Origin of the sequence: Caballeronia sp. ATUFL_M2_KS44 (genome assembly GCF_023630965.1) — a bacterium.
GTDB classification, from domain to species: domain Bacteria; phylum Pseudomonadota; class Gammaproteobacteria; order Burkholderiales; family Burkholderiaceae; genus Caballeronia; species Caballeronia concitans.
The window spans coordinates 755,426-769,983 of sequence record NZ_JALQEA010000039.1 but is presented as its reverse complement, the minus strand read 5'-3'; the positions used below and the strand labels follow the sequence as shown (position 1 = coordinate 769,983).

At 60.8% G+C, this 14,558-nt stretch carries 16 protein-coding genes and 2 riboswitches; of the genes, 8 read left to right on the top strand and 8 right to left on the bottom strand.

What is annotated here, in order from left to right; genetic code table 11:
* Window positions 1–24 precede the first annotated feature (24 nt).
* From NCR39_RS18980 to NCR39_RS18970, 3 genes are all read left to right on the top strand, one after another.
* Window positions 25–3,225, top strand: coding sequence for an efflux RND transporter permease subunit (locus tag NCR39_RS18980; protein WP_250453594.1), 3,201 nt, complete (start codon window positions 25–27; stop codon window positions 3,223–3,225).
* Between the two features lie 23 nt (window positions 3,226–3,248).
* Window positions 3,249–4,739 (top strand): efflux transporter outer membrane subunit, encoded by a 1,491-nt coding sequence (locus NCR39_RS18975; protein ID WP_284507251.1) that lies wholly within the window; start codon window positions 3,249–3,251, stop codon window positions 4,737–4,739.
* A 144-nt stretch (window positions 4,740–4,883) separates the two neighbouring features.
* Complete coding sequence (locus tag NCR39_RS18970; protein WP_250453592.1) at window positions 4,884–5,117, top strand: hypothetical protein; 234 nt, start codon at window positions 4,884–4,886, stop codon at window positions 5,115–5,117.
* On the opposite strand, the gene ppk2 is transcribed toward NCR39_RS18970, so the two are convergent.
* Window positions 5,111–6,007 (bottom strand): polyphosphate kinase 2, encoded by an 897-nt coding sequence (ppk2, locus tag NCR39_RS18965; protein ID WP_250453591.1) that lies wholly within the window; start codon window positions 6,005–6,007, stop codon window positions 5,111–5,113. The genes NCR39_RS18970 and ppk2 overlap by 7 nt on opposite strands.
* Window positions 6,008–6,215: 208 nt before the next feature.
* On the opposite strand from ppk2, the gene lhpI reads away from it, so the two are divergent.
* Window positions 6,216–7,139, top strand: coding sequence for a bifunctional Delta(1)-pyrroline-2-carboxylate/Delta(1)-piperideine-2-carboxylate reductase (gene lhpI / locus NCR39_RS18960; RefSeq protein WP_250453590.1), 924 nt, complete (start codon window positions 6,216–6,218; stop codon window positions 7,137–7,139).
* Window positions 7,140–7,272: 133 nt separating this feature from the next.
* Entirely contained in the window at window positions 7,273–7,554 is a 282-nt protein-coding gene (locus NCR39_RS18955) for a hypothetical protein (protein ID WP_250453589.1), read from the top strand.
* Window positions 7,555–7,608: 54 nt separating this feature from the next.
* Here NCR39_RS18955 and hmuQ read toward each other — a convergent pair whose 3' ends face one another.
* Genes hmuQ through NCR39_RS18940 form a run of 3 tightly spaced genes read right to left on the bottom strand, consistent with a single transcriptional unit; the run spans window position 7,609 to window position 8,957 of the window.
* The gene (gene hmuQ / locus NCR39_RS18950) at window positions 7,609–7,923 is read right to left on the bottom strand and encodes a heme-degrading protein HmuQ (protein ID WP_250453588.1); all 315 of its coding nucleotides are present in this window, start codon (window positions 7,921–7,923) and stop codon (window positions 7,609–7,611) included.
* A 40-nt stretch (window positions 7,924–7,963) separates the two neighbouring features.
* The gene (locus NCR39_RS18945) at window positions 7,964–8,335 is read right to left on the bottom strand and encodes a DUF1428 domain-containing protein (RefSeq protein WP_250453587.1); all 372 of its coding nucleotides are present in this window, start codon (window positions 8,333–8,335) and stop codon (window positions 7,964–7,966) included.
* A 28-nt stretch (window positions 8,336–8,363) separates the two neighbouring features.
* A complete protein-coding gene (locus tag NCR39_RS18940) occupies window positions 8,364–8,957 on the bottom strand; it encodes a histidine phosphatase family protein (RefSeq protein WP_250453586.1) in 594 nt (197 codons plus the stop codon).
* 203 nt (window positions 8,958–9,160) lie between these two features.
* Between NCR39_RS18940 and NCR39_RS18935 the strand changes: the two genes are divergently transcribed.
* Both NCR39_RS18935 and NCR39_RS18930 read left to right on the top strand, forming a co-directional pair.
* A complete protein-coding gene (locus NCR39_RS18935; RefSeq protein ID WP_250453585.1) occupies window positions 9,161–9,397 on the top strand; it encodes a CbtB domain-containing protein in 237 nt (78 codons plus the stop codon).
* Window positions 9,398–9,406: 9 nt separating this feature from the next.
* Complete coding sequence (locus NCR39_RS18930) at window positions 9,407–10,171, top strand: CbtA family protein (protein ID WP_250453584.1); 765 nt, start codon at window positions 9,407–9,409, stop codon at window positions 10,169–10,171.
* 7 nt (window positions 10,172–10,178) lie between these two features.
* Here NCR39_RS18930 and NCR39_RS18925 read toward each other — a convergent pair whose 3' ends face one another.
* From NCR39_RS18925 to NCR39_RS18910, 4 genes are read right to left on the bottom strand one after another with little or no spacing between them, the layout of a single operon-like run.
* Window positions 10,179–10,400 (bottom strand): DUF1289 domain-containing protein, encoded by a 222-nt coding sequence (locus NCR39_RS18925; protein ID WP_250453583.1) that lies wholly within the window; start codon window positions 10,398–10,400, stop codon window positions 10,179–10,181.
* A complete protein-coding gene (locus NCR39_RS18920; protein ID WP_250453582.1) occupies window positions 10,397–11,695 on the bottom strand; it encodes a cobyrinic acid a,c-diamide synthase CobB in 1,299 nt (432 codons plus the stop codon). Before NCR39_RS18920 ends, NCR39_RS18925 begins: the two co-directional genes overlap by 4 nt.
* On the bottom strand, window positions 11,695–12,297 hold the full coding sequence (gene cobO / locus NCR39_RS18915) for a cob(I)yrinic acid a,c-diamide adenosyltransferase (protein WP_250453581.1): 603 nt from the start codon (window positions 12,295–12,297) through the stop codon (window positions 11,695–11,697). The genes NCR39_RS18920 and cobO overlap by 1 nt, the downstream gene beginning before the upstream one ends.
* Window positions 12,294–12,788 (bottom strand): cobalamin biosynthesis protein, encoded by a 495-nt coding sequence (locus NCR39_RS18910; RefSeq protein WP_350029685.1) that lies wholly within the window; start codon window positions 12,786–12,788, stop codon window positions 12,294–12,296. The genes cobO and NCR39_RS18910 overlap by 4 nt, the downstream gene beginning before the upstream one ends.
* Window positions 12,789–12,797: 9 nt before the next feature.
* A riboswitch (cobalamin riboswitch) is annotated at window positions 12,798–13,045 on the bottom strand.
* Window positions 13,046–13,100: 55 nt separating this feature from the next.
* Window positions 13,101–13,350: riboswitch (cobalamin riboswitch) on the top strand.
* 124 nt (window positions 13,351–13,474) lie between these two features.
* Between NCR39_RS18910 and cobW the strand changes: the two genes are divergently transcribed.
* A complete protein-coding gene (gene cobW, locus NCR39_RS18905; protein ID WP_250453580.1) occupies window positions 13,475–14,554 on the top strand; it encodes a cobalamin biosynthesis protein CobW in 1,080 nt (359 codons plus the stop codon).
* Window positions 14,555–14,558 lie beyond the last annotated feature (4 nt).

Sequence of the window (14,558 nt, the reverse complement as noted above, 5' to 3'; positions counted from 1 at the left end):
GATCCGCAACGGAAAGAACTCGTCATGAACATATCCAAATTCTTCATCGACCGCCCGATCTTCGCGGGCGTGCTATCGGTGGTCGTGCTGCTGGCGGGCATCATCGCGATGTTCAAGTTGCCTATTTCCGAGTATCCGGAAGTGGTGCCGCCATCGGTCGTCGTGCACGCGCAATATCCCGGCGCGAATCCGAAGGTGATTGCGGAGACCGTGGCTTCGCCGCTCGAAGAGCAGATCAACGGCGTGGAAGACATGCTGTACATGCAGTCGCAGGCGAATAGCGACGGCAACCTCACCACGACCGTGACGTTCAAGCTCGGCACGGACCCGGACAAGAACACGCAGCTCGTGCAGAACCGCGTGAATCAGGCATTGCCGCGCTTGCCGCAGGACGTGCAGCGTCTCGGCGTCACGACGATCAAGTCATCGCCGACGCTCACCATGGTCGTGCACTTGAACTCGCCCAACGGCCGCTATGACATGACGTATCTGCGCAACTACGCGCTCATCAACGTCAAGGATCGGCTGGAACGTATTGCGGGCGTGGGTGAAGTGCAGTTGTGGGGATCGGGCGACTATTCGATGCGCGTATGGCTCGACCCGCAGAAGGTCGCGCAGCGCGGCATGACGGCGACCGATGTGGTCAACGCCATTCGCGAGCAGAACGTGCAGGTCGCGGCGGGTGTGATCGGCGGATCGCCCACGCTGCCCAACGTGCCGTTGCAACTGAACGTGAATGCGCGCGGACGCTTGCAGAACGAGTCGGAGTTCCGCGATATCGTGCTGAAGACTTCGCCCGATGGCGCCGTCACGCATCTCAGCGATGTCGCGCGTGTCGAACTCGCGGCATCCGAATATGGGTTGCGTTCGTTGCTCGACAACAAGTCGGCGGTTGCGATTGCGATCAACCAGCAGCCGGGCGCGAACTCACTGCAGATCTCCGATGAAGTGCGCAAGACGATGAAGGAACTGCAGGCCGACATGCCCGCGGGCCTCGAATATCAGATCGTCTATGACCCGACGCAATTCGTGCGTTCGAGTATCGAGGCAGTGATTCATACGCTCGTTGAAGCGATTGCGCTCGTCGTGCTCGTGGTGATCGTGTTCCTGCAGACGTGGCGCGCTTCGATCATTCCGCTGCTTGCAGTGCCGGTGTCGATCGTCGGGACGTTCTCGCTCCTGCTCGCGTTCGGCTTCTCGATCAACGCGCTCTCGCTATTCGGCATGGTGCTCGCCATCGGTATCGTGGTCGACGACGCGATCGTCGTCGTCGAGAACGTGGAGCGCAACATCGAGGCGGGTTTATCGGCGAGAGATGCCACGTATCAGGCCATGCGCGAAGTGAGCGGACCCATTATCGCGATTGCGCTCACGCTCGTTGCCGTGTTCGTGCCGCTCGCGTTCATGTCCGGTCTCACGGGCCAGTTCTACAAGCAGTTCGCAATGACCATCGCCATCTCGACGGTGATCTCCGCGTTCAACTCACTGACGCTTTCGCCGGCACTCGCGGCGCTGCTTCTCAAGGGTCACGACGAACCGAAGGACTGGCTCACGCGTGGCATGGACCGCGTGTTCGGCGGCTTTTTCCGCGGCTTCAACAAGGTCTTTCATCGCGGATCGGATGCGTACGGCAAGGGCGTGAAGAGCGTCATCAACCGCAAGGCGGTCATGATGGTCATCTATGCGGTGCTGCTCGGCGGCGCGGTGCTGATGGGCAAGATCGTGCCGGGCGGCTTCGTGCCCGCGCAGGACAAGGAGTATCTGATCAGCTTCGCGCAGTTGCCGAATGGCGCATCGCTCGATCGCACGGAAGGCGTGATTCGCCAGATGAGCGATATCGCGCTGAAGCAGCCGGGCGTGGAAAGCGCTGTGGAGTTTCCAGGCTTGTCGGTGAACGGCTTCACGAATTCGTCGAGCGCGGGCATTGTGTTCGTCACGCTCAAGCCTTTCAAGGATCGCGTGAAAGACAAGGCGCTCTCGGCCAATGCCATCGCCGGTGCGTTGAACCAGAAGTATGCGGGCATCAAGGGCTCGTTCATCGCGGTGTTCCCGCCGCCGCCGGTGCTGGGCCTCGGGACGCTCGGGGGCTTCAAGATGCAGTTGGAAGATCGCGGTGCGCTAGGCTACGCCGCACTCGCCGATGCCACGCAAGCCTTCATCAAGCGCGCATCGCAAACGCCTGAACTGGGACCGACGTTCTCGAGCTATCAGATCAACGTGCCGCAGTTGAACGTGGATCTGGATCGCGTGAAAGCGAAACAACTGGGCGTCTCCGTGACCGATGTGTTCGACACGATGCAGGTCTATCTCGGCTCGCTGTATGTGAACGACTTCAATCGTTTCGGACGCGTGTATCAGGTGCGTGTGCAGGCGGACGCGCCGTTCCGCGCGAATCCCGAGGACATTGGCCTGTTGAAGACCCGCAACGCAAATGGCGACATGGTGCCGCTTTCCTCGCTCGTGAAAGTGACGCCGACGTATGGCCCGGAAATGGTGGTGCGCTACAACGGCTATACGGCGGCCGATATCAACGGCGGTCCTGCGCCGGGTTATTCGTCGGGTCAGGCACAGGCGGCAGCGGAACGCATCGCGGCTGAAGTGCTGCCGCGCGGGATCAAGTTCGAATGGACCGACCTCACGTATCAGCAGATTCTCGCGGGCAACGCTGCACTGTGGGTGTTCCCGATCAGCGTGCTGCTCGTGTTCCTCGTGCTCGCTGCGTTGTATGAAAGCCTGACGTTGCCGCTCGCGGTCATCCTCATCGTGCCGATGAGCATTTTGTCGGCGCTGCTCGGCGTATGGCTCACGGATGGCGACAACAACATCTTCACGCAGATCGGCTTGATGGTGCTCGTGGGCTTGTCCGCGAAGAACGCGATTCTGATCGTGGAGTTCGCACGCGAGCTGGAAATGCAGGGCCGTTCCATCGTGCAGGCTGCGATTGAAGCAAGCCGTCTGCGTCTGCGTCCGATTCTGATGACGTCCATCGCATTCATCATGGGCGTGGTGCCGCTCGTGTTGTCGTCGGGAGCGGGCTCGGAAATGCGTCATGCGATGGGCGTCGCGGTGTTCTTCGGCATGTTGGGCGTGACGCTGTTCGGTTTGATGCTGACGCCGGTCTTCTACGTGATCCTGCGCAAGCTGAGCCGCGCGGAGCATGTGACGGACAAGCACGGCACGCATCCGCAGATGCGCGGTATCGGTGCTTCGTACGAAGCGCAATGAGGTCGATGATGAACAAGCTGCTAATGAAACGATGGTTGGGCTTGCCCGCCTTGATGGCGTCGCTGCTGGTGGTCGCGGGTTGCTCGCTTGCGCCGACGTATGAGAAGCCCGATGTGAACGCACCCGCTGCGTATAAGGAAACGCCTTCGCTGTCTGCATCGGAAGCGGGCACGTGGAAGACCGCGCAGCCTTCGGAAGAGATGCTGCGCGGCGAATGGTGGACGATCTTCGATGACGCCGCGCTCAACGATCTCGAACGCCAGGCGCAAGAGGCCAATCAAAACCTGAAGGCTGCGGCGGCGCGTGTGAAGGAAGCGCGTGCGATCAACCAGACGGCGCGCGCGGGTCTCTTCCCGACACTCGATGCGGGCTTCGGTCCGACGCGCGAGAAGGTGTCGCCGGCCTCGCAATTCCAGCCGCCCGACGCGAACATTCCCGCGCAGACGTTGTGGCGTGCGCAGGCCAGCGTGTCGTATGAAGTGGATTTATTCGGGCGCGTATCGAATAGCGTGCAAGCCGCCAACGCGGACACGCAGCAAAGCGAGGCGTTGTTCCGCTCCGTGCAGCTCGCATTGCAGGCGGACGTCGCGCAAAACTACTTCAATTTGCGCGAACTCGATGCGGAAGCCGATGTGTTCGCGCGCACCGTGTCGTTGCGCGAGGAAGCGCTGAAGCTCGTGCAGCGGCGCTTCGCGGAAGGCGACATTAGCGAGCTCGACGTTGCGCGCGCGAAGTCCGAACTCGCGACGGCGCGGTCGGACGCGATGACGGTTCAACGCTTGCGCGCCGCATCGGAACATAGTCTCGCGGTGCTGCTCGGCAAGACGCCCGCGCAATTCACCATGGCTTCGAATCCGCTGAAGCCGGTGACGGTGCGCGTGCCGCCGGGCTTGCCTTCGTCGTTGCTGGAGCGTCGTCCGGATATCGCGGCAGCGGAGCGATCGATGGCGGCGGCCAATGCGCGCATCGGCGTGGCCAAGGCGGCGTTCTTTCCGTCGTTGACGTTGACGGGCTCGGGCGGCTTCGAATCGGCGACGCTCGGCGATCTCTTCAACTGGTCGAGCCGTACGTTCCTGCTCGGACCGTTCGCGGGCACCATGCTCAATCTGCCGATCTTCGATGGCGGGCGTCGCAAGGGCAACCTCGCGAATGCGCGCGCGGTGTACGAAGAGGACGTGGCGAATTATCGTCAGCAAGTGCTCGTTGCGTTCCGCGAAGTGGAAGACAACCTGTCGGACTTGCGCATTCTCGAAACGCAAACATCGACGCAAGCGGATGCGGTGAATGCATCGGTGCGCGCTGCGCAGCTTTCACGCACGCAATACACGGAAGGCGCGGTGAATTACCTCGATGTCATCGACGCGGAACGCACGGTGCTGCAATCGCAGCGCGCGGCGGTCCAGCTTGCGGGGACGCAGGCGGTATCGACGGTGAATCTGATACGCGCGCTCGGCGGCGGATGGGGCGATTCGATGCCGACGCCCGTGCCCGAACCGAGTCTCGCGAAGAACTGATGCACTTCATGGCCCCGCTCGATGCGGGGCCTTTTGCTTTCAGTTTCGATTGTTCGCGTCAAGGAACATATGTCTTCATGTGCGGGCCATTTATCCCGATCCCTTGAATCCATAGAATTTCAATCATGGGAACTGGAGCCGCCAATGAGAGCCTTGATCGCTAGACAGTTCTATCAACCAGCCGTGGTCTTGCCGCTGCTGCTGTTGATGCGCCTGATGGTCACCCTGGACTTCAATCTCGCGCAAGTCATGTTCGTGATGCTGTTCAAAGGGTCGCAGCACGCTTATCAATTCGTCGCACGCCAGGCGGTATTGCGTCAGCGCGGGCAGGCTATCGAACGTATCGCCTGCCATCACTGCTGCCAAGGCGGTCAATAAATCTCCGGCACGTACATTTCCTGCGGCACCGGCTGGCGCAAGTAATCGGGATTGAACACACGCTCAGGCAGTTCAATGGATGAATGCTCGATCTCGTGATAAGGCACCTGACTCAACAGGTGATGAATGCAGTTCAGACGTGCACGCTTCTTGTCGACGGCCTGCACCACCCACCACGGCGCTTCGGGAATATGCGAGCGTTGCAGCATGACTTCCTTCGCCGCCGTATAGGCCTCCCATCTGCGACGGCTTTCCAGATCCATCGGGCTTAGCTTCCACTGCTTGAGCGGGTCTTCGATGCGCGCCTCAAAGCGCACTTCCTGTTCGTCGTCGGTAATCGAAAACCAGTACTTGATGATCTGAATGCCGCTGCGCACGAGCATCTTCTCGAACTCGGGCACCGAGCGAAAGAACTCTTCGTATTCGTCGTCAGTGCAGAAATGCATGACGCGCTCGACGCCCGCGCGGTTATACCAGCTTCGATCGAAGAGTACGATCTCACCGCCCGCCGGCAAATGCGATACATAGCGCTGGAAATACCATTGCGTGCGTTCGCGATTATTCGGCGCGGGCAGGGCAGCCACGCGACACACGCGCGGATTGAGCCGCTGCGTGATGCGCTTGATCGCGCCGCCTTTGCCGGCAGCATCGCGCCCTTCGAATATCACGACGAGCCTGTGCCCCGTATGCACCACCCAGTCCTGCAATTTGACGAGTTCGCCTTGAAGACGGAACAGCTCGCGAAAATAGGTCTTGCGAAGCTCGCGATCTTCATCGGAAAACGCAGCTTCGCCGTCCAGCAGACGGTCGTCGATCTCCATCTCGAACTCTTCGTCGTAGCTGTCGATCACGTCGGCGTGAAAGCGGCGCTGCTTGTCGGTCATGTTCATGTCCGGCTCCGGAATGCGGTTGGTATCGCGCGATTTTGGTTTAGCGTTTGTTTGAGCGGCGCGAATGGCCGATTATGACGGTTTCGCATGGCAGCCGTATGACGCCGCATTCAAGCGTCCATTGTAGAAAGGCTCGCGCTTTATGACACGCGTTTCGCCGCCGTTAGAATATTCCCGCGCATACATTCAATAAGGGAGCCGATCAGCGATGACCGACACATTCGATGCGGCGCAAACCGCGCGCCTTCTTCCATATGACCGTCTCGTCGATACGCTCGCCGCGACCATGCTCGATTACGCAGCGGGCCGCATTGCCAGTCCCGAGCGCCTGGTCGTGCCGCTTCCGCACGGCGGCGTGATGTTGTCGATGCCCGCGACCGCCGCCGATATCGCGATCCATAAGCTCGTGAACGTTTGCCCCGGCAACGGCGCACTCGGCTTGCCGACGATACACGGTCAAGTGAGTGCGTTCGATGCATCGACCGGCGCGCTGCAATTCATGCTCGATGGTCCCACGGTAACGGGCAGGCGCACCGCGGCGGTATCGATGCTCGCCATCCGCACGCTCGCTGCGAAGCCGCCGCGCGCAGTGCTTCTGATCGGCACGGGCAAGCAGGCCGCGCATCACGTCGAAGCACTCGCGGCGCTTTATCCCGATGCCCGCATCTACGTGCTCGGCTCGCGTGCCGGCCGCGCGGGTGTGTTCTTCGAGGAAAACGCGCGCTTATCGGCGAACATGGAACCGCTGGAAAATGCGGCTATTCCGGAATCGATCGATGTCGTGATCGCCGCCACCACGAGCAAGTCGCCGGTCTATGCAATGCCCGCGCAAGCGGATCGGCTCGTGATCGGCGTGGGCGCATTCACGGCGGATGCCGCCGAAATCGCGCCATCGACTATTCATGCAAGCGAGCTTTATGTCGACGATACCGCAGGCGCGCGCCATGAAGCGGGTGATTTCATTCTCGCGGGCGTCGAGTGGAACGACGTGATTCCGCTTGCGACCGCGCTTGCGTCTAAAGAGCCGTCCGGATGTCCGGTGGTCTTCAAATCGGTCGGTTGCGCGGCGTGGGATCTCGCGGCATGTCGCGCCGCGAAGTTCGTTTTGTCGGAACAAAGCTCGATTGATTAACGAGAGTTGGAACGGTCCTTGCTGAGGTTTCAATCAGATGACGATGCGCGCGAGAGCGCAGAGCACTTCAGCGATGATCAGACCAATGACCAGTCGAAACGACACAGAATGGACGACGCGTCCTGCGCGCCGCATGGCGTTCGATGGCCACCGCGATGGCGAAACGCATGGCGCCGACGGTGGACACCGAACTCCGGCAGGGCGCGCAACGCCTCCTGCCGCTTACTTTATCTCGGTGCTGGAGCTTGCAACGGGTGAGAAGCTCGGCAATGACGAGCGTGTGCGCGCGGTCGCCATGCTCGAGTCGCAGTTCGGCAAGGGGCGGCCGCGCACGCTGAACGAAGCCGTGCGCATTTGCGCCGCCGCGATCGATTCCTCGACGCTGCAACGCATGGCACGCGGCGCGAAGGCATAGCTTCTCAAACAGTCGATTAGCGCGCTTTTTTCATAGGTGTGTAAAACGCGCGTGTTACTTGACCGTTTGAATGACCTCGAAGCCTTCGAATTCCGGATGTCCCAGATAAAGCTGGCGCGTCTCGCCGCCCGCATTGCGATGAGCGTTTCGAAACGCGTCCGAACGCGTCCAGTCTTCGAAAGCCGCCCGATTCGCCCAGATCGTATGGCTCGAATAGAGTACGTGGTCGTCCTTCGCCGGGCCTTTGAGCAGATGAAATTCGACGAAGCCGGGGACGTCCTTCAGATAAGTATCGCGGCTCGTCCATAGACGTTCGAAGTCAGCCTCGGCGCCCGGTACGATCTTGAAGCGATTCATGGCGATAAACATGTCGATGTCGTTCCTTTTCTAAAGTGATTGGCTAAAGCGCTCAGGCGCGTCCGAGTTCGACCAGCGTCCTGAATCCGCCGAAGAACATCCGCTTCCCGTCGAACGGCGGCTCGCCTTTCTCCATCATGGCCTTCAGGCGAGGGTCATTCATGACTTTCTCGTTCACTGCGTCGCGTTGCTCGCGCGAGTCGTAGAGTATCCACGAGAATGCAACGGTCTCGCCTTCCTTCAGTTGAACGCTCTGCGGAAACGAAGTGAGTTCGCCCGGCTTGACGTCATCGGCGATGCATTCCACGAATTGCAGCGCGCCATGTTCCAGCCAGATTTTGCCGGCTTCTTCAGCCATGGTCCGGTAGGCGTCGATCTTTTCGACCGGCACGGGTACGACGAAACCGTCAACGTAATGCGCCATGAGAGTCTCCTTGAGGGATGCGGCAGCATCAGGTGCTGTCGATGCATTTGAGCCTGTCGTGTGAATCGAAGTTTCGTTCCGACCATGCGCCGCGCGATGCATCGTACTCGAGCCCTATCGCGGACAAAGGGACGAGATCGATCTTCGCGAGCGATGCGAGCGGCTCCTCGCGAACATGCGCAAGCGCCGCTTTCACGACGATGGCATGCGTGACCACGATGCAGCATTCATGCGATGCGTCGGCCGCCATGCGCTGAAGCGCTTTGCCGACGCGTTCGGCCAGCATCGCGATGCTTTCGCCGCCATGCGGACGCGCGTGCATATCCGCGAGCCATGACGCCACGCCTTCGGGGTCCTGTTGTGCGATCGCACGAATTTCATGGCCGCGCCAACGGCCATAGTCGATGTCGTCGAACGCGGAATCGATGTCGAACTCACTCGTCAGCCAGCCAGCCGTTTCGCGTGCTACTGCGGCGGGGCTGGAAATGACAGCGACATTTTGCGCCGCGAAACGATCAGCAAGTGCAGCGCGTTCATCGCGCGCGGCGGGTTCGATGCCGGTCGGAAAGCGCGCGGCTTTCATTGCATGCGTGGCGGCGTGACAGAGCAGAATGACGTTCAATTGAATCGGCGGCTATGAATATCGTTGCTTTACTTTGCCGGCAATCGTCATAGAATGGCAAGCTTGCAATGCGAGGAAGCCGGTGAAAACCCGGCACGGTCGCGCCACTGTAAGCGAGTCTGTTGTTAAAGCAACTCGCGAGTCAGACCCCGCTGCATGCTCTTCGTCTATCGGGACGCGCTTATTCCCTTGGAGAACTTTCAATGAACGCTACTAACGCGACGGTGTATTCCGCCGCTTCCTCTTCGCCTTCAATCGATGCACCTGTCCCCATTCCGGTGCGCGAAGTGCTGCCCTGGGCCGTGTTTATCGGCCTCATTCTGCTGATCGCCATTTACTTCGTCGGCGCAGAGCAAGGCGCGACCTCCATTATTTCGGGCATGTACGTCCACGAATTCGTTCACGACGGCCGGCATCTGCTCGGCTTTCCGTGCCACTGAGGACGCGCCATGATTCGCAGTTTGTTGATACGCGGCATGATCGCGGGACTCGTCGCGGGCTTGCTCGGCTTCGCGTTTGCAAAGACTGTCGGTGAACCGTCGGTCGAGCGCGCCATTGCATTCGAGGAACGGCACGAGCATGCGCATTCGCATCAGGACGGCGCTGCGCAGTCGCATGAGCATGAAGGCGACGAAGAAATCGTTAGCCGCGATACTCAAGCGGGCCTCGGTCTGCTAACGGGCGTCGCTGTATTCGGCACCGCGTTAGGCGGCATTTTCTCGCTCGTCTTCGCGTTCGCTTATGGACGGCTCGGCGCATTGCATGCGCGCGGCGCATCGGCGTTGCTTGCCATGTTGGGATTCGTGAGCGTGGCGATCGTGCCGTTTCTCAAGTACCCGCCGAATCCGCCCGCTGTCGGCAATCCTGAAACCATTGGACCGCGCACCGCGTTGTTCTTCGGCATGGTGGCGATGTCGATTGCGGCGGCCGTCTTCGCCGTGTGGCTGCAAAGGCGCTTGCATGCGCGTCAAGGCAACTGGCGCGCGACGGTCATCGCGGGCGCAGCTTATATCGCGCTGATGCTGCTTGCGCAGTTCGTGCTGCCGCGCGTCGATGAAGTGCCTGCGGATTTTTCCGCATCGCTTCTATGGAATTTCCGCGTGGCGGCGATCGGCATACAAGCGATTATCTGGACGACACTAGGTCTCTTGTTCGGCGCGCTTGCCGCGCGGGAACTCGAACGTCCGGCATTGCGGACGATGGCGGCGATTTGAGCGCAAGTCATGGCGCGATCGTCGATCGTCTTGCGAGTAGTTGATCGAGCAGCGTCAGCTTCGCGACATCGTTCATCGATCTAAAGGCCTTTATCTCTTCACGGCTTCTGAAGCATCCCGCGCACAGTCCGTGCGCGGGATCGAGCTTGCATACGCCCGTACACGGCGAGCCGATCGGCTCCTGAGTCTTTGCGCGTTCGATGGTGAAAGCCAGGTCTGTCGTCGTCATAGTGTCGTGCCGCGAAAGAGCGCAGCGGCTGCGGCGGGATTCGAAGGCCAGTACGCGTGCATATAAGTGGCCGTCACGCGGCCGTGTCGATAAAACGCTTCGCCTGCTGCGCCCGTCGTTGCATGTGTCGCGTTGAGATGCGGCTGCATGGGCGTATCGAGCGTGGAGTAATGAAACGTGTGGCCGGTAAGCGCGCCATGTGCGGTGTCGAGGCGCTGCATCGCGAGTCGGGCAAGACGCCGCTGCATGGATGCATGGCCTGGCAGCACGCCGAGCATCGCGTGTCTTGCGCCTTCGAGATCGGTCAACGTGTCGAGCAGATAAAGCATGCCGCCACATTCCGCCAGGACCGCGCGATCACGCGCAACATGATCGCGAATGGATGCTCGCGTGCGCGCATTCGATGCAAGCGTCGCCGCGTGTAACTCCGGATAACCGCCGGGAAGATAGAGCGCATCGGCATCGGCAGGCACGGGCTCGTCGGCGAGCGGAGAGAACGGCGCGATGGTCGCGCCCATCGCTTTCAGTAAGTCGATATTCGCGGGATAAATGAAAGAGAACGCGGCATCGCGCGCGATGGCGATCCGCAGACCATCGAGCAAACGCGGCGGCGCTTCGGGCATCGCGTCGTCGAAGTCCACATGCGGCGGCAATTCAGCAAGCGCGGTTGCGGCGATGGCATCGGCGGCGCGATCGAGGTGTGCATCGAGGCTCGCGATCTCTTGCGCTTGCGTGAGTCCGAGATGACGCTCGGGCAATGCGATATCGTCCGTATTCGACACATGCCCGCAATAGCGCAGCCCTTCGGGGATGGCTTCCGAGAGCATTTGCGCATGACGTGCCGATGCAACGCGATTCGCGAGCACGCCGTAAAACGGCACATCCGGCCGATAGCGCGCAAGCCCGAACGCGACCGCGCCGAAGGTCTGCGCCATGCCATGCGCGCCGATCACTGCAAGCACGGGCACGTTGAACGCGGCCGCGAGATCGGCGCTGCTCGGCGTGCCATCGAATAAACCCATTACGCCTTCGATCAGAATCAGATCCGCTTCGCGCGCCGCCTGTGCGAGCAAGGCGCGGCATTCGTCGAGTCCGACCATCGATAAATGCAGCGAATAAACCGGTGATCCGCACGCACGTTCGAGAATCATCGGGTCGAGGAAATCCGGACCCGTCTTGAAGACGCGCACGCGCCGGCCGAGCCGCGCATGATGGCGCGCAATCGCAGCGGTCACCGTGGTCTTGCCTTGATGCGATGCGCTCGCGCTAACGAAGAGTGCAGGGCAGCGCAGCATCAGAATTCGACGCCACGTTGCGCTTTCACGCCTTGCTCGCGATACGGATGCTTCACGAGCCGCATCTCCGTGACGAGATCCGCGATGTCGACGAGCGCATCCGGCGCATGACGGCCCGTCACGACCACATGCAGCATCGCGGGCCGCGCCTTCAGCACATCCAGCACTTCATCCAGCGGCAGATACTCGTACTTGAGCACGGTGTTGAGTTCATCGAGCACGACCATCTGATATTCGCCGCTCTCGATCATGCGCCGTGCCTCGTTCCATCCCTTGCGCGCGGTCGCCATGTCGGCTTCGCGGTTCTGCGTGTTCCATGTGTAGCCGTCGCCCATGGTGACGAAATCGCAGTTCGCCACGGCGCTCAGGAAGTCGCGCTCGGATGTGTGTAATGCGCCCTTGATGAATTGCACGACACCGAGCTTCATGCCGTGGCCGAGCACGCGCACTGCCATGCCGAATGCGGCCGTCGTCTTGCCCTTGCCGTTGCCCGTGTTGACGATCAATAAACCTTTCTCGTGATCGGCGGCGGCCTGCTTCTTTTCGTGCCCTTCCTTGCGACGCTGCGTCATGCGCAGATGCGATTCGGTATCGGTTTTCATGAGGTTTTCGTGCTCGACAGAGCTTGATTCATTGCAATGGCGACAGTCACGCCGCCCACGATGGTCTTGCCCACGACAAGGTGCCCGCCGCCGCTCGCAAGCAGCGCGCAAGGCTCGCATACGCCATCGACATTCATGTGCTTGTCCGCATGACGCGAATAACTGCTGCGAACGCGCGCGATTTCTTCCGCTTTGAAAAAGCGCAAGGGCAATTCATGGCGCGCGCAAAACGCCAGCAAACCGGCTTCATTCTCTTTAGCGTCGATGCTGGCCGCTAAAGAAATATCCTCGAAGGAAAGGCTCGATTCGTTCAGCGCGGCACGCACGGCGGCTTCAATAGCGTCGGCGCTTGCGCCTCGCCTGCAACCGATGCCGACTGCAAGACCGCGCTCATTTGCGCAAATAGACTTCATCGAAAAGAATGGGCGGCTCGAGCGGCGCATGCGTCCCTCGCGGATGCGCGGCGTCTGGCAAAGCGCATCGTCATGCATGAGCGATGCGCTTCGTCCCCTGCGCTGGCCGGTATCCGGGCTTGCGACCTCATCGTGCGGCCTTCCCGCCGCGAGCGGCAGTGGCGTGTGCGCACGATGCGCGGCATTGCACGCATGCAATCCCGCCGGTCGCGTACCGTTGCGGGGACAGCACAGGCTGGCACGCTTCGTTCGATCAAAGAACTCGCGGCTTCCTGTTTCCCGTTTAACTGCGCGTTGCGTTCGAACGCGCGAGCACCAGTCGCGGGCCAAAGATACCATATGCGCCTGCTGATAGCGCGTGTTTCCTTGACGCTCCCTCGCGCTCAGCCTAGACTTTCACGCAGTTTTGGTGCTCGTGCGCGAGCTTCTTTCGCGCACAGTTAAACGGGAAGCAGGAAGCGCCTGGCTTTTTTCTAATGAAAGCGCGCGCCAACCTGCGCTGCCCCCGCAACGGTAAGCGACTGGCGGTATCGCAATATCGATTCCGCGCATTGCGCCAAAGGCCACTGTCATGAGCATGGCAGGAAGGCCGCGCAATGAAGCCGCAAGCCCGGATACCGGCCAGACTTTCGCGAGGACCGACGCCGCGGGGATGCGGCTCGACCCATGATCCACGAAGCCGTGCGCTTTCCCGTTTCACACCGCATTCGACGCCGCCATCGGCGCGATGCACGGCGCACGCACACACGAGCCACGGAGCAACGATGCAAACCCGCAAGATTCCCGTCACCGTCGTGACCGGCTTTCTCGGCAGCGGCAAGACCACCTTGATGCGCCACATCATGTCCCATGCGCAGGGCTTGCGCCTGGCCGTGATCGTCAATGAGTTCGGCGAGTTGGGCATCGACGGGGAAATTCTAAAGGGCTGCGGTATCGGCTGCGATGACGGAGCGGCTTCGGCAGACCGCAATCTCTATGAGCTTGCGAATGGCTGCTTGTGCTGCACCGTGCAGGAAGAGTTTTATCCGGTGATGGAGCAATTGCTCGAGCGGCGCGAGCGCATCGATCACGTGCTGATCGAAACGTCGGGTCTTGCATTGCCCAAGCCGCTCGTGCAAGCGTTCAACTGGCCGTCCATCAAGAATGCCTTCACGGTCGATGCGGTCATTACCGTCGTCGATGGTCCCGCCGCCGCGAGCGGACAGTTCGCGGCCAATCCCGCTGCTGTCGATGCGCAACGCAAGGCCGATCCGAACCTCGATCATGAATCGCCGCTGCATGAATTGTTCGAGGATCAGTTGTCGTCTGCCGATCTCGTGATCGTCAACAAGACCGATCTCATGGACGCCGATGCGCTCAGCAAAGTGGAAGCGCTCGTGCGGCCGGAGATTCCGCCTGAAGTGAAAATCGTGCCCGCGCAGATGGGCAAGCTCGATCTGCATGCGTTGCTCGGCTTGCAGGCGGCATCGGAAGAGACGATTCACTTGCGGCACGATCATCACGGCTCCGTGGACGATGAAGGCCACGCGGATCATCATCACGATGACTTCGATTCGGTCGTCGTCGAGGCGCATGTCGAATCGCGCGATCAGGCCATCGCGGCGTTGCACACGCTCGTCGAGCAACACACGATCTATCGCGTGAAGGGCTTCGCGGCACTGCCCGGCGCTGCAATGCGTCTTGTCGTGCAAGGCGTGGGACGCCGTTTCGATAGCTACTTCGACCGGCGCTGGTCCGACGGCGAAGCCGCAAGCCGCTTCGTGCTGATCGGCGAAGACCTCGATCAGCCGACGCTTCAGCGCGCCTTCGACGCCGCGCTCGCCAACGCGCTCGCGCAGGCTTAGCACG

Coding starts and splice junctions, on each gene's coding strand:
- cobW (WP_250453580.1), top strand. CDS start 13,475: ATGCAAACCCGCAAGATTCCCGTCACCGTCGTGACCGGCTTTCTCGGC.
- NCR39_RS18970 (WP_250453592.1), top strand. CDS start 4,884: ATGAGAGCCTTGATCGCTAGACAGTTCTATCAACCAGCCGTGGTCTTG.
- NCR39_RS18975 (WP_284507251.1), top strand. CDS start 3,249: ATGAAACGATGGTTGGGCTTGCCCGCCTTGATGGCGTCGCTGCTGGTG.
- NCR39_RS18955 (WP_250453589.1), top strand. CDS start 7,273: ATGGCGTTCGATGGCCACCGCGATGGCGAAACGCATGGCGCCGACGGT.
- NCR39_RS18930 (WP_250453584.1), top strand. CDS start 9,407: ATGATTCGCAGTTTGTTGATACGCGGCATGATCGCGGGACTCGTCGCG.
- NCR39_RS18925 (WP_250453583.1), bottom strand. CDS start 10,400: ATGACGACGACAGACCTGGCTTTCACCATCGAACGCGCAAAGACTCAG.
- ppk2 (WP_250453591.1), bottom strand. CDS start 6,007: ATGAACATGACCGACAAGCAGCGCCGCTTTCACGCCGACGTGATCGAC.
- NCR39_RS18920 (WP_250453582.1), bottom strand. CDS start 11,695: ATGCTGCGCTGCCCTGCACTCTTCGTTAGCGCGAGCGCATCGCATCAA.
- NCR39_RS18945 (WP_250453587.1), bottom strand. CDS start 8,335: ATGGCGCATTACGTTGACGGTTTCGTCGTACCCGTGCCGGTCGAAAAG.
- NCR39_RS18980 (WP_250453594.1), top strand. CDS start 25: ATGAACATATCCAAATTCTTCATCGACCGCCCGATCTTCGCGGGCGTG.
- cobO (WP_250453581.1), bottom strand. CDS start 12,297: ATGAAAACCGATACCGAATCGCATCTGCGCATGACGCAGCGTCGCAAG.
- hmuQ (WP_250453588.1), bottom strand. CDS start 7,923: ATGTTTATCGCCATGAATCGCTTCAAGATCGTACCGGGCGCCGAGGCT.
- NCR39_RS18910 (WP_350029685.1), bottom strand. CDS start 12,788: ATGCATGACGATGCGCTTTGCCAGACGCCGCGCATCCGCGAGGGACGC.
- NCR39_RS18935 (WP_250453585.1), top strand. CDS start 9,161: ATGAACGCTACTAACGCGACGGTGTATTCCGCCGCTTCCTCTTCGCCT.
- lhpI (WP_250453590.1), top strand. CDS start 6,216: ATGACCGACACATTCGATGCGGCGCAAACCGCGCGCCTTCTTCCATAT.